Source organism: Cryobacterium inferilacus (assembly GCF_019599185.1).
In the GTDB taxonomy this organism is placed as follows: domain Bacteria; phylum Actinomycetota; class Actinomycetes; order Actinomycetales; family Microbacteriaceae; genus Cryobacterium; species Cryobacterium inferilacus.
Genome location: NZ_JAIEUL010000007.1, coordinates 139,249 through 152,760 on the forward strand (window position 1 = coordinate 139,249; position 13,512 = coordinate 152,760).

A 13,512-nucleotide genomic window follows, 5' to 3' on the forward strand; every position below is an offset into this window, starting at 1 on the left:
GCGAGAAATCCTGCCGACTCGCTCAGCGGCCGCGCGCGTAGAGCGCCAACAGGTCCCTGGCCAGCTGGTGCGGTGTGGTCTCGCAGGGACTGTGCCCGGCCGGGTACACGCGCAGCTCCGCGCCGATTCGCTCGGCGAAGAGGCGGTGCAGGCGCAGCGTCCACAGGTCCCGGTCACCGACGGCGATGAGCTTGGGCACCGGGCTCTCTGCCAGTGCGCCCTGCACGTCTGGGGTGTGCTTCATCAGGCGCATGATGTCGTTCAGGCTGGTCCGGCGGGTGTGGCCGAACCGCATCCGGGCCAGGGCGAGCCGACCGGGGCTGGTGTGGTTGCGGTTGGTGACGATGCCCCAGACCATCAGGCTGGCGATGGTGTGCGGTGGGACCAGGCCGCTGACCGGTCCCAGCCAGCGCACACCCCTGAAGGTCTGCCCCTGCCCCGGTGGTGTGGTCAGCAACACCAGCGAGGCGAACAGGTCCGGCCGCCTGGCCAGGGCCAGCTCGGCGACGAGGCCCGCGAAGGAATAGCCCAGCACGTGCACCGGGGTGTCCCCCGACTCCAGCACCGTGATCAGGTCGGACACGAAGAGGTCGTAGTCGAAGTGCCGACCGGGTGAGGGTCCGGCGGCCGCCGATTCGTACTGGCCGGCCAGGTCGTAGCTCTCCACCCGGTACCCGGCACCGGCGAGGATCGGCGCGAGCAGCACGAAGTCCTCTTTCGACCCTGTGGCCCCCGGCACCAGCAGCACCCGCGGGTCACCCGGCCGGCCGAGGGCCATCGCGGCCCGGTCACCGCTGGGCGCAGGCACGGCGTACGTCTGCGCCCCCAACGGCAGCACGGTCCAGTCCAGGTCACCCAGCGCGGCATCGAGAGCCGCGAGACGGTCGCCAGGGACCGTCTCGTGCCGGCGGTTCTGCTGCCTCACACGCAGGGACACGGCACCAGAGTAGCGCCGCCCGCCGATCGGCGGCGCTACCTGCTGCGCCGGCCTGCCGGTCTACTCGATGATCGGGATGGACGAGGTACCGGTGTCCGGCAGCATGCCGGAGAGCCTGGCCGGCTCGAGCTCGCGCATCACGTCGTCGCGGGTCATCAGCTTGGCCTCCACCACCAGGTCGGCGACGTTCCGACCGGTCAGCAACGCCGTCTGGGCGAGAGCCGCCGCGGCCGCGTAACCGATGTGCGGGATGAGCGCGGTGATCACGCCCACGCTGGACCCGACCATCGCGGCCAGCCGTTCCTCGTTGGCGGTGATGCCGTCGATGCAGTTCACCCGCAGCGTCCACATCGCCTGGGTCATCCAGGTGAGACTCTGGAACAGGTAGTGCGCGATGACGGGTTCGAACGCGTTCAGCTGCAGCTGCCCGCCCTCCGCGGCCATCGTCACCGTCACATCCGCCCCGGCCACGGCGAACGCCACCTGGTTGACCACCTCGGGGATCACCGGGTTGACCTTGCCGGGCATGATGCTCGAGCCGGCCTGACGCGGCGGCAGGTTGATCTCCCCGAAACCGGCCTGTGGGCCGGAGGAGAGCAGACGCAGGTCGTTGCAGATCTTGGACAGCTTGATGGCGCTGCGCTTGAGGTTGCCGCTGAACGACATGAAGCTGCCGGCGTCGCTGGTCGACTCGATCAGATCGGGCGCGGCCTCGAGCTTGAGCCCGGTGATCAGGTTGAGGTGACGGATGGCCGCGGCCGCGTAGCCGGGATCGGCCGTGATGCCCGTGCCGATCGCGGTGGCACCCAGGTTGATCTCGGCGAGCAACCAGATCGTCTCGGTGAGCCGGTCGTAGTCCTCGCCCAGGGTGGTGGCGAAACCGTGGAACTCCTGGCCGAGGGTCATCGGCACGGCGTCCTGCATCTGGGTGCGTCCCACCTTGAGGATCTGGTCGAACTCCCCGGCCTTGACCGAGAACGACCCCTGCAGGGCCTTGAGTTCGCGGAGCAGGTGCTTGAGGAAGAAGGCCAGGGCGATCTTGATGGCCGTGGGGTAGGTGTCGTTGGTGGACTGGCTGCGGTTGACGTGGTCGATCGGGCTGAGGATGTCGTACCGGCCGCGGCCGTAGCCGGCGTTCTCCAGTGCGAGGTTGCAGATGACCTCGTTGGCGTTCATGTTCGTGGAGGTTCCCGCACCGCCCTGCATCACCCCGACCACGAACTGGTCGTGGTGCTTGCCCTCGATGATCTCCTGGCAGGCGGCATCGATCCAGTCCGCCCGCTCCTGGCTGAGCGCGCCCACCTCCGCGTTCGCCCTGGCGCAGGCCTGCTTCACCGAGGCGAGGGCCACCACGAAGTCCGGGTACACCGAGATCGGCCGCTTGGCGATCGGGAAGTTCTCGAGCGCCCGCTTGGTGTGCACCCCCCAGTAGGCGTCGGCCGGCACCTCGACCCGGCCGAGCGAGTCACGCTCGATGCGGAAGCCGGGTGTGGCCGTCGGCACGTCGGCGGCCAGATCAGATGAGCCGGCCGAAGCCGGGGGCGAGGCGGCGGGCGTGTCGTGGGTCACGTCGGTGTTCATCGTTTCAGTTGCTGCGGACATGCTGGGTGTGGTGTGCACGCTGGCTCCATTGCCGTCGGTGAAGAGCTCGTGGCTCATGACCGATTCACTCTATCGCGCAGGCCGAGACCCACACCCAAACTGCACATTTCGCCGGCTCGACGCAAGGAACCAGCGCCTCCTGGCGGGGTGCCGCAGCTAAACGCAGGCGAGGGAACGGCTCGCGGCGACAGCACGCATCCGCCTAGACGCCGAAGAGCACCTCGACCGGGCCACGCACGAAGAAGACCAGGAAGCCGACCGCGACGACCCAGAGCAGCGGGCTGATCTCGCGGGCCTTGCCGGACAGGGCCCGCACGATGACCCAGCTGATGAACCCCGCGCCGATGCCGTTGGCGATGGAGTAGCTCAGCGGCATCACGATGATGGTGAGGAACACCGGCAGCACGATGGAGAACTCGCTGAAGTCGATGAACCGGATCTGGGACACCATCATGGCACCGACGATGACCAGGGCCGCGGCGGCGACCTCGAGGGGAACGATCTGGGTGAGCGGGGTGAAGAACATCGCGGCCAGGAACAGCAGCCCGGTGACGACGTTGGCGAACCCGGTGCGGGCGCCCTCGCCGATGCCGGCGCCGGACTCGATGAAGACCGTGTTGGACGACGAGGACGAGGCGCCACCGACAACGGCGCCGACACCCTCGACGATCAGGGCCGACTTGAGCCGGGGGAAGTTGCCGTTCTTGTCGGCCAGCCCGGCCTCGTTGGAGAGCCCGGTCATGGTGCCCATGGCGTCGAAGAAGTTCGTGAAGACCAGGGTGAAGACCAGCATCACTGCCGCGAGCATACCGATGCGTTCGAACGCGCCGAAGCTGACCTCGCCCACGAGGGACAGGTCGGGCAGGGCGACGAAGCTCGACGGCAGCACGGGCGCGTTGAGGTTCCAGCCGGCCGGGTTGGTGCCGAGCGACGGGCCGACTTTGAAGATGGCCTCGAGGATGACGGCGAGCACCGTGGTGCCGACGATGCCGATGAGCAGGGCGCCCTTGACCTTGCGCGCCACGAGCACACCGATCAGCAGCAGCCCGATCACGAACACCGCGGTGGGCAGGCTGGCGACCGACCCGGACTCGCCGAGCTGCACGGGCGGGGACGCGACGCCGCTGGCACGGACGAACCCGGAGTCGACCAGGCCGATGAAGGCGATGAACAGGCCGATCCCCACGGTGATGGCGATCTTGAGCTGGCGCGGCACGGCGGTGAAGATCATTTCGCGCAGGCCCGTCGAGGCCAGCAGCACGATGATCAGGCCGTTGATGACGACCAGGCCCATGGCCTCCGGCCAGGTGACCTGACCGACGACGCTCACGGCGAGGAAGGAGTTGATGCCCAGCCCGGCGGCGAAGCCGAACGGCAGGCGGGCGATGACACCAAAGAGGATGGTCATGACCCCGGCGGTCAGCGCTGTGACGGCGGCGACCTGACCGTTGGGCAGCCAGTTGCCGGCCACGTCCACCGCGGCCTGGTCGGCGCTGAAGCCGCCGAGGATCAGCGGGTTGAGGATGACGATGTACGCCATGGTGACGAAGGTCACCAGGCCGCCGCGCACCTCCCGGCTCCAGGTGGACCCGCGGCGGGTGATCTCGAAGTAGCGGTCGAGCACCGACTTGGTGCCACGCCCGGTCGGTTCGGCCCGAGGCGCTGCCGGGGCCGTGACGGCGGCGGTGTCGGTGGCGGCGGTGCCGGTCGAGGCGTTGGAATCGTGCTCTGATGCGGAAATGATGCTCTCCCGGTCGGTCTGCGGCGAGGTGCCAAACGCCTTAGTCTACGACGTGGCCCCCGGCCGGGAAAACCGTGCACTGCGTCTGGTCAAACGTGCGGCACGAACTTGCCCCACGCCACCCGCCGTTCGGCCTGCGGGTCGGACTCGATCCGGTCGTGGGTGTCGATGATCAGGGTGCGCCTCTCGGCCTCGGTGTAAACGGGCCAGGCGGCATCCGGCAGGCCGGTGCCGGCGAAAGCCAACCACCAGCCCTGCATGCGCCTGCCGATCGCCTTGAACGCCCGGCGGCCGCCCAGCGCCGTCATCCCCCGGCCGAACCAGCCGTCGAGCCGGTCGAAGAGCGGGAACAGTTCGAGGCCGTGGGTGGCGTCCAGGCCCATCCGTCTCAGCAGCCGCGGTGCCGCGTCGAACCGGTAGAAGTACACCGGGGCGTACCGGGAGTGCCGCTCGGCCACCTTCACGCTCGGGTACCAGAACGAGTAGTCGCCACCGAAGTCCAGCGCTGCACGGGGCGCCGGAATGCCCGGGTACTGTGCCTTGAGCGCCTTCTTGGCCTTCTTTTTCGTGTTCTTGAAGACCGCGCGTATCCGTGGCGGGGTCGACGCGAGGATGTCGATGCGGCCGCTGAACAGCGACCCCTCTCTCTGGTTGGTGCCGATGATCAGCGGGATGCGGTGCGCCCGGCCGTCCTTGAACGCGTCCAGCGGGCGCTCGGGCAGGAACTCCCCGTCGATGACCGGGCAGAGCGGAATGGTGCCGGGGTGCCGGTCGGGCGAACGCACGGTCAGGGTGGTGGTCGCCTCGGCCAGCCGGGCGGGATCGGCCTCCAGCAGCAGCCGCACGGCGTCGGCGTGGGCGAGGCCGGCAGCGGGTGGGGCTGGGCGCTCGGTGACGGCGTCGCCCCCGGCCTGCTCGGCGAGGATCTCCACGAACGACTCCGCCCACTCCGCGGTCAGGCTCGGCGGGTAGACCGCGTTGGGCGGGGCGCTCTGCGCGATGGCGCGCTGGAACAGGCCCATTGCGGCCGGAACGGTCATCAGGGTGGTCACGGCGTTGCCGCCGGCCGATTCGCCGAACAGGGTCACGGCATCCGGGTCGCCGCCGAAGGCACGGATGTTGTCGCGTACCCAGGCGAGAGCGGCGACCTGGTCGCGCAGCCCGAGGTTGCTCTCGAACGGGCGCTCCGGGGTGGAGTAGCGGCTGAAGTCGAGGTAGCCCAGCGCCCCCAGCCGGTAGTTGATGCTCACGTAGACGATGCCGCCGCGGCGCACGAGACCCTCGCCCTGGCGGGGGTTCTCCCTGGAGGAGCCGACGCTGTACGCGCCGCCGTGCACGAAGACCATCACTGGCCTCAGCGACGCGGGGTCCACCGGCGCATCCGGCGCCAGCACGTTGAGGTTCAGGCAGTCCTCGCTCTGCGGGATGCGAGGGTGCGCGCCGATGAACTGGCCCTTGTGACTCTGCGTGGCCACCGGGCCGAATCCGGCGGCGTCACGCACACCCGGCCACGCCGCGGGCGGCTCCGGGGCACGGAACCGTCGTGGACCCACCGGCGCGGCCGCGTACGGAATGCCACGCCAGGCGCGGATTCCGCGAACACTGACGCCGCGCACCAGCCCGCCGGCGACCCTGACCTCGAGCGGATTCTGGGCGCGGGTTCCGGTGTCCGACGTCATGGGCCGATCCTAAACCGGTCGGCTGAACGGCGGGCACTGAGCGTGGCCGGTCCGCGGAGCAACTACGCTCAGCTAGGGCCGCCAGTGGCGGCCGACCGGCTTGAACAGAAATGAGTTACCAATGGCACTGCCCTGGACCCTGCACGGCGACGGGAAAACCGTCGGCCCGACCGACGTCGTGGCCCCGGGCGAACGGCTGAACTGGCCGATCACCATCGGCATCGGCGCGCAACACGTCGTCGCGATGTTCGGCGCCACCTTCCTGGTTCCGCTGATCACCGGCTTCCCGCCGAGCACCACCATCCTGTTCTCCGGCATCGGCACGCTCCTGTTCCTGCTGATCACCCGCAACAGGCTCCCCTCCTACCTGGGTTCGTCGTTCGCGTTCATCGCGCCGATCACCGCCGCGACCGCGACCGCCGGTATGGGCAGCGCACTGTTCGGCATCCTCGCGGTCGGCCTGCTGCTGGCCGTGGTGGGCGCCATCGTGCAGTTCACCGGGACCGGCTGGATCGAAGCGCTGATGCCGCCAGTGGTGTCAGGCGCCATCGTCGCGCTGATCGGTTTCAACCTGGCGCCGGTCGCCAGGGACAACTTCACCCTGGCGCCGCTCACCGCGGTGATCACCCTCACCGCCGTGATCCTCTCCACCGTGCTGTTCCGCGGCATCCTCGGCCGGCTGTCGATCTTCCTGGGCGTGATCGTCGGCTACATCGCCGCCGTCATCCAGGGTGAGGTCGACTTCAGTGCCGTCGGCGACGCCGCCTGGGTGGGCCTGCCGCCGCTGACCCTGCCGACCAACCCGTTCGAGAACCCGGCCGTCTGGGCGATCCTGCCGGCGTTCCTGCCCGTGGTGCTGGTGCTGATCGCCGAGAATGTGGGCCACATCCGTGGCGTCGCGCAGATGACCGACAGCTCGGTCAACAAGCTCACCGGTCGCGCGCTGCTGGCCGACGGCCTGGCCACCGTGCTCGCCGGCTTCGGCGGCGGCTCAGGCACCACCACCTACGGCGAGAACATCGGCGTGATGGCCGCCACCCGCATCTACTCCACTGCCGCGTACTGGGTGGCCGGTATCACCGCGGTGCTGCTCGGCCTCTCCCCCAAGATCGGCGCCGTCATCAGCACCATTCCCGCTGGCGTGCTCGGCGGCGTCACGACGGCGCTGTACGGCCTGATCGGCATCATCGGCGTGAAGATCTGGCTCGACAACAAGGTGGACTTCTCCAAGCCGGTCAACCAGTTCACCGCCGCGACCGCGCTGATCATCGGCATCGCCGACTACACCTTCAGCGCCGGCACGCTCACCTTCAACGGCATCGCGCTCGGCACCCTCGCGGCGATCGTGATCTACCACGTGATGACCTGGGTGGCCCGCGCCCGCCGCACCGCCTAGCGGTAGCGGCACGTCCGCGCACCAGCGGTGCGCGGGCGCTGCTGCGGTGCACGGACGCTGCTGCGTCAGCGGTGCAGGGCGGGGACGATCAGGTAGACGCCGTAGAGCACGATCAGGCCGCAGAGCAGGAAGCAGAGGTAGCCGGAGTACTGGGCCAGGCGCTTCTGCCCGGCCGTGAGCGGGTTCGCCTTGCTGGCCTTCCTGGCCTTCTTGGCGTTCTTCGCGGCCCTGGCCGGTGTCACGACGGCGAGGGCGCCGGTGAACTCTGCGGGCTCGACGGTGGGGATGCGGCCGGCCGTGGTGAGCAGGCGCAGTCCCAGCGAGTAGAGCGAGACGACGACGGCCGACGAGACCAGTGCGGCAACCGCGACAACGAGGAATGCGGCCCAGTCGATCACAGTGATACCTTCTGTCGGTCCTTGCGGGACGGTTTGCGTGGAGTCTTCTTGATCTTCACGACGTGCCCGGCATCGTCGATGTCGTGCAGGTTGTCGTGCGACACCCTGTCCCGCTTGGACCACTGGAAGAGCACGAAGACCACGACGGTGCCGATCACGACGTCGAGCAGGATGCCGATCGGACCCAGCAGCGCCAGGCCGGCGGCGAAGGCGCCCATGATCGCGGATGCGGGCAGGGTGAGCAGCCACCCCAGGGCGATCTGGCCGGCCATGCCCCAGCGCACGGTGGAGCCTCGCCGGCCCAGGCCGGAGCCGATGACGGACCCGGAGGCCACCTGGGTGGTCGACAGTGCGAAGCCCAGGTGGCTGGACGCGAGGATGGTGGCCGCGGTGCTGGTCTCGGCGGCGAAGCCCTGCGCCGGCTTGATCTCGGTGAGACCGCGACCCATGGTGAGGATGATGCGCCAGCCGCCGGTGTACGTGCCGATCGCGATGGCGAAGGCGCAGCAGGCGACGACCCAGAACTGCGGCCCTGAGCCCACGGCCTGGTAGCCGCCGGCGATGAGGGTGAGGGTGATCACGCCCATGGTCTTCTGCGCGTCGTTGGTGCCGTGTGACAGGGCCACCAGTGACGAGGAGAAGATCTGCGCGTAGCGGAACCCGCCACGGCCATCCGGCTTGCCCGCGTCGCGGCGGGTGATCGCGTAGGCGAGTCGGGTGGCCAGGAACGCGACGATGCCGACCGTGATCGGCGCGATCAGAGCGGGCAGGATCACCTTGGCCAGGACAACGTCGTATGCCACCGCCTGCGAGCCGACACCGATGATGGTGGCCCCGATCAGGCCGCCGAACAGGGCGTGGCTGGAACTGGACGGCAACCCGCGCAGCCAGGTGATCAGGTTCCAGACGATCGCACCGATCAGTCCGGCGAAGATCATCTCCGGGGTGATCTGGATGCCCCCGTCGCCCTCCTTGATGATGCCGCCGGAGACCGTCTTGGCGACCTCGGTGGACAGGAACGCACCGACGAGGTTGAGCACGGCCGCGACGCCGACGGCGACCTTGGGCTTCATGGCCCCGGTGGCGATCGGGGTGGCCATGGCGTTGGCCGTGTCATGGAACCCGTTGGTGAAGTCGAAGATGAGTGCCAGAGCGATGACCAGCACGACGATAAGGGAGAAATCCACCAGCGTCTTTTCCTTGTGTTTCAACCCGAACCGTGGCGAGGGGGAAGACACCGGGCACGCAAGGGAGATGACTGGCCCGAGACCGGGCCTCGTTGATCCTGACAGCCCCGGACCGACAGGTCAATTCAGGGCACGTTCACCTGCCGTTTACCCGCCGTTCAGATTGGCGGATCCGGGTCAGGCGCGGGCGACGACGGTGGCCAGGTCCTCGCCGAACGTGAAGGTGGCCTCCACCGGGCGGCCGGCCAGAACACCCGGCAGCCAATGCCTGGCGTCGTCCCACATCTCGTCGACGGGGAGGCGGGCGATGGTGAACCACACCGGGTTCAGTTCGTCGGACTCCCGCGGGATGCCGCTGAACCGGTCCGTGACGAACACATTCGAGCGCTGGCTCCAGGCCGGCCGGTGCGGGAACAGGTAGGTGAGCACACCCATCGGCGTGAGCGCATCCGCCGTGACCGTGAGGCCGGACTCCTCCTCGACCTCGCGCACGGCGGCGTCCAGGGCGGATTCGCCGGGTTCGAGCTTGCCGCCGAGCCCAACGATATTACCCAGGCCCAGGCCCTTCTTCTTGCGGCCGAGCAGCACCTGGGGTTCACCGCTGGCAGACAGGCGGGTGAGGTAACACACGCACACCTGGGGAAGGTCGGTCATGGCCTCAATCGTAGCGAGGAGCCAACGTGAGCTACTCGCAAGCGTTTTCCAGCCGGGGAGGTTACGATGTACGCATGAATTTTGTGCCTGAGACCGGAACGATCACGATGTTCACCACGACCTGGTGCGGCTACTGCTCGCGACTGAAGACCCAGCTCGATAAGAATGGCATCGGTTACACCGAGGTGAACATCGAAGAGGTCGACGGCACCCCCGAGCTCGTGATGAGCCTGAACAACGGCAACCAGACGGTTCCCACGGTGCTGTTCCCGGATGGCTCGGCCGCGACGAACCCGTCGCTCGCGCAGGTGCAGGCCAAGCTCGCACCCGCGGCCTGAGCCGACCAGCCGGCCAGCCGCCCACCCCACCCCCAGACAGCGAACTGCCCGGGCGACCTGACTCGCCCGGGCAATTCTGCATACTGGTGCGGGTTTAGCCGAAGAGCACGGCCGCTTCGTCGTAACGCGCCTGGGTGACCCGGTTGAGGTCCATGGTGGCGTCGGCGATGCTGACGGTGTTGATGTCGGTGCCCTTGAGGGAGACCATCGAACCCCACTTGCCGTCGACGACGGCGTCAACCGCCGCCATGCCGAGGCGCGTGGCGAGCACGCGGTCGTAGGCGGACGGGGCGCCGCCGCGCTGGGTGTGGCCGAGCACGGTGGCGCGGGACTCGATGCCGGTGCGCTCTTCGACCATGGGGGCGATGAGTTCGCTGATGCCGCCGAGGCGGGGACGGTTGAACGCGTCCAGCCCCTTGTGCGAGTGCGCCTCGCCCATTTCGGCCAGGGTGAAGCCCTCGGAGACGACCAGCACCGGGGCACGGCCGCGGTCGCGGACGCTTTCGACCCACGCGCAGATCTGCTCGATGGTCTGCGGCTGCTCGGGGATGAGAATGGCGTGGGCGCCGCCGGCCATGCCGGAGTGCAGCGCGATCCAGCCCACGTGGCGGCCCATGACCTCGACGATCATGCAGCGGCCGTGCGAGTCCGCCGTCGTGCGGAGGCGGTCGATGGCCTCTGTGGCGATCTCGACGGCGGTGTTGAATCCGAAGGAGTAGTCGGTGGCGGCGAGGTCATTGTCGATGGTCTTCGGCACGCCGACGATCTTGATGCCGGCGTCGGTGAGACGACGGGCGGCGGTGAGGGTGCCCTCGCCGCCGATGGCGATGATGGCGTCGATACCCTCGGCATCCATGGTCTTCTGGATGTTCTCCGGGCCGGCGTTCTCGCCCTCGAACGGGTTGGTGCGGGAGCTGCCGAGGATGGTGCCGCCCTGGCGGGAGAGGCCACGAACGCTGTGCCGGTCGAGTTTCATGAACTCGCCCTTCACCAGCCCGCGCCAGCCGTTGCGGATGCCCACGAACTCGGAGTCGTAGGCGCGGCCGCCCTTGAGGACAGCACCCCGAATCACTGCGTTGAGGCCCGGGCAGTCTCCACCGCTGGTGAGGATACCGATCTTCATTTCTTGGCTACTCCTTTAGTGCATGCATGTTGTGTTTCGGCAGGTGCCCGTCCCCATCATGGTGGCGGACTCGTGCCTGGATCAAGTCAACACCGGCGGCGCTGCTCAGGGATAGGGACTTCCGGCCCGGTGTTACAGCTCTCCGTCGAGCGCCTGCGTGAGCACGAACGCCAGCGCACTGGCCTGCACGGAATCGGCCGGCGACACCTCGTCGTCCGCTCCGTCGAGCGCGCGGGCCGCAAGGCCCTGCTTACTGCCGATGAGCTCGGCGATGCGCGCGTCGATGGTGTGCGCGGCGATGATCCGCCACGCCGTGACCGGTTCGGACTGGCCGATCCGGTGCACCCGGTCGATGGCCTGCGTCTGCTCCGCCGCGGTCCAGCTGAGTTCGGCGAGCACCACGTTGGATGCCGCCTGCAGGTTCACACCCACGCCGGCGGCGGTGAGCGAGCACACCACCACGGCCACCTCCGGGTCGGTGTTGAAGGAGTCGATCGCGGCCTGGCGGGCCAGCGCGCTCTGATCGCCGCGCAGTGACACGGTGCGCAGGCCTCGCTTGGCGAAGATCTCCTCCGCGGCATCCATCACGTCGATGTGCTTGGCGAAGAACACGACCTTGCCCACCGAGTGCGCCAGCTGCGCGGCGTAGTCGGCGGCGAGCCCAGCCTTGGCCTGGCCGATCTTGCGCACCATGGTGAACACGTTCTCACCGGTGCTGGTGCCCTTGGACTCTTCGAGGTCCGCGTGCGCGACGGCGCGGATGTACGCGCCTCGTTCGTCGTCGGTGAGCACGGGAGCCTTCACGCCGGGGTGGCGGGCGGCCACGAGGGCGTTGTAACGCTTGACCAGGCGTGCGCCGAGCTCACGTTCGGCCTTCTGGATGGAGCGTCCCAGTTCGCTGTCGAGCTCAACGGGAAGGTCGGCGATCCGCTTGGCGGGCAGGTCGGCGGCGACGTCGACCTTGCGTCGGCGCACGATGCCCATGTCGATCACAGCGGAGCGGGCCGCGGTGTAGAAGCCGGCGTCGGCGGGGGTGAGCCCGGTTTCCTCCAGGCGGGCCATGAGCTTGGCTGTGGGTTTGTCGCCGTCGATCCAGCCGAGGAACTGCCAGATCGCCCGGAAGTCGTCGACGTCGTTGATCAGCGGGGTGCCGGTGAGCGCCATCAGCAGCGGGTTGTTGCCAGGGGTGCGCCGGCGGATCTGCTCGGCGAGGCTGAGCACGTGCTTGGACCGCTGGGACTGCAGGTTCTTGATGAAGTGCGCCTCGTCGACAACCATGCCCTTGAAGCCGAGGGTGCCCAACCAGGCCAGGTGGCGGTCGAGCACGTCGTAGTTGACCACGACCACGTCGGCGAAGGCGTCGAGGGTGTCACCGTCACCGTGGATGACGGTGGCGCGGCGGTGCGGCGTCCACAGTTCCACCTCGCGCACCCAGTTCATCTTCACGACGTTGGGCACGATCGCCAGCAGCGGGTATGCGCCGGCGACGGAGGCGGCGAGCAGGCTCTGCGCGGTCTTGCCGAGGCCGGGTTCGTCGGCGAGCAGGTAGCTGCGATGGCCGAGCCGGGCGCTCTCGATGAACCGTGCCTGGTGACGCATCAGCTCCATGCCGCGCGGGGAGAACCTGTCGACGGCGGGGGCGGGGGGCAGCTCCATGCTGGCGGCCTGGCCGCCGGAGCCGTATTCGAAAGCCTTGAACAGCGGGCCGAGCAGCTCCCAGTTGGCCAGCCGGCGGGCGGAGGACGCCGGGGCCGCCTGCGCCGCGCTGAAGTCCGGGGCGAGGAACGGGTTGGCCAGCTGGCGGGCGCGCACGGACTGCGGAATGACCTGGTTCTGCGGCACCTCCGGCTTGGCCTCGGGTTCACGGGTGATGATGAGCTCATCCGGGCTGAGTTCTGCGCCGGATTCCAGCAGCCAATCGCGACGGAAACGCTGCGCGACGGTGGAGACACCGGCATCCGGTTCGAGCAGCGTGATCAGGCTGGTGTCGCGGGCGGCGGTCTTGGCGAGGATCTGGGCGATGCCGTCGAGGCGCTTGAGCAGTTCGGCGCGGTTCGCGTCGGTGAGTTCACCGTCGGCCTTCACCCTGGCGCGTTCCTCGCGCATGAGCAGGGCGATGACCTGGTACTTCGTGCGGTTGGTGGGGCCGAGTTTGGCACCGCTCTGCGCTTTGGCCTCGACCTCGCGCACCTTGCGGGCGAGGATCGGGATGATGGGCGCGTCGTCGTCGCGGGAGCGCGGACGTTGACGGGTGCGACCGCTGCCGGCGCCAGCGCGGCCCGCTCCGTTGGGGCGGGTGTAGGCCATTTTTCTCCACTTCACACCAGCGCGTACAAACATGCGCGCTCGTCGTGTTGCGCATCCGCAGGATGCCTTTGCGATCGATACGCCGAACCCCAGAATCGAGCAACGTGACGCCGTTTTGGTCAGGCACGAATGCGCTGATCGCTGCGGGGC

General features: G+C 68.6%; 11 protein-coding genes. 2 read left to right on the plus strand and 9 right to left on the minus strand.

Annotated elements, in window-relative coordinates; translation table 11 throughout:
- Positions 1-22: 22 nt before the first annotated feature.
- The 4 genes from K2F54_RS08535 to K2F54_RS08550 all read right to left on the minus strand — a co-directional run bounded on the left by K2F54_RS08535 (position 23) and on the right by K2F54_RS08550 (position 5,959).
- Positions 23-937 (minus strand): alpha/beta fold hydrolase, encoded by a 915-nt coding sequence (locus K2F54_RS08535; RefSeq protein ID WP_308287581.1) that lies wholly within the window; start codon positions 935-937, stop codon positions 23-25.
- A gap of 60 nt (positions 938-997) precedes the next feature.
- Complete coding sequence (locus K2F54_RS08540; RefSeq protein WP_374107276.1) at positions 998-2,452, minus strand: aspartate ammonia-lyase; 1,455 nt, start codon at positions 2,450-2,452, stop codon at positions 998-1,000.
- A 289-nt stretch (positions 2,453-2,741) separates the two neighbouring features.
- On the minus strand, positions 2,742-4,163 hold the full coding sequence (locus tag K2F54_RS08545; RefSeq protein ID WP_308287582.1) for an NCS2 family permease: 1,422 nt from the start codon (positions 4,161-4,163) through the stop codon (positions 2,742-2,744).
- Positions 4,164-4,369: 206 nt separating this feature from the next.
- Positions 4,370-5,959 (minus strand): carboxylesterase/lipase family protein, encoded by a 1,590-nt coding sequence (locus K2F54_RS08550; RefSeq protein ID WP_220605441.1) that lies wholly within the window; start codon positions 5,957-5,959, stop codon positions 4,370-4,372.
- 121 nt (positions 5,960-6,080) lie between these two features.
- Here K2F54_RS08550 and K2F54_RS08555 point away from each other — a divergent pair, with 121 nt between their 5' ends.
- Positions 6,081-7,355 carry a uracil-xanthine permease family protein gene (locus K2F54_RS08555; RefSeq protein ID WP_220605442.1) on the plus strand — a complete coding sequence of 425 codons (1,275 nt, stop codon included), beginning with the start codon at positions 6,081-6,083 and terminating at the stop codon, positions 7,353-7,355.
- A gap of 65 nt (positions 7,356-7,420) precedes the next feature.
- Here K2F54_RS08555 and K2F54_RS08560 read toward each other — a convergent pair whose 3' ends face one another.
- The 3 genes from K2F54_RS08560 to K2F54_RS08570 form a co-directional block, all read right to left on the minus strand.
- Positions 7,421-7,753, minus strand: coding sequence for a peptidase (locus K2F54_RS08560; RefSeq protein ID WP_220605443.1), 333 nt, complete (start codon positions 7,751-7,753; stop codon positions 7,421-7,423).
- Positions 7,750-8,940: an inorganic phosphate transporter gene (locus K2F54_RS08565; protein ID WP_220605444.1), complete on the minus strand. Its 1,191-nt coding sequence runs from the start codon at positions 8,938-8,940 to the stop codon at positions 7,750-7,752. Before K2F54_RS08565 ends, K2F54_RS08560 begins: the two co-directional genes overlap by 4 nt.
- Before the next feature lie 177 nt (positions 8,941-9,117).
- Positions 9,118-9,594, minus strand: coding sequence for an 8-oxo-dGTP diphosphatase (locus K2F54_RS08570; RefSeq protein WP_220605445.1), 477 nt, complete (start codon positions 9,592-9,594; stop codon positions 9,118-9,120).
- Positions 9,595-9,668: 74 nt separating this feature from the next.
- On the opposite strand from K2F54_RS08570, the gene K2F54_RS08575 reads away from it, so the two are divergent.
- Entirely contained in the window at positions 9,669-9,932 is a 264-nt protein-coding gene (locus K2F54_RS08575) for a mycoredoxin (RefSeq protein WP_220605446.1), read from the plus strand.
- Positions 9,933-10,026: 94 nt separating this feature from the next.
- Here K2F54_RS08575 and K2F54_RS08580 read toward each other — a convergent pair whose 3' ends face one another.
- On the minus strand, positions 10,027-11,055 hold the full coding sequence (locus tag K2F54_RS08580; RefSeq protein ID WP_220605447.1) for a 6-phosphofructokinase: 1,029 nt from the start codon (positions 11,053-11,055) through the stop codon (positions 10,027-10,029).
- Positions 11,056-11,187: 132 nt separating this feature from the next.
- Complete coding sequence (locus K2F54_RS08585) at positions 11,188-13,362, minus strand: DEAD/DEAH box helicase (protein WP_220605448.1); 2,175 nt, start codon at positions 13,360-13,362, stop codon at positions 11,188-11,190.
- Between the last annotated feature and the right edge of the window lie 150 nt (positions 13,363-13,512).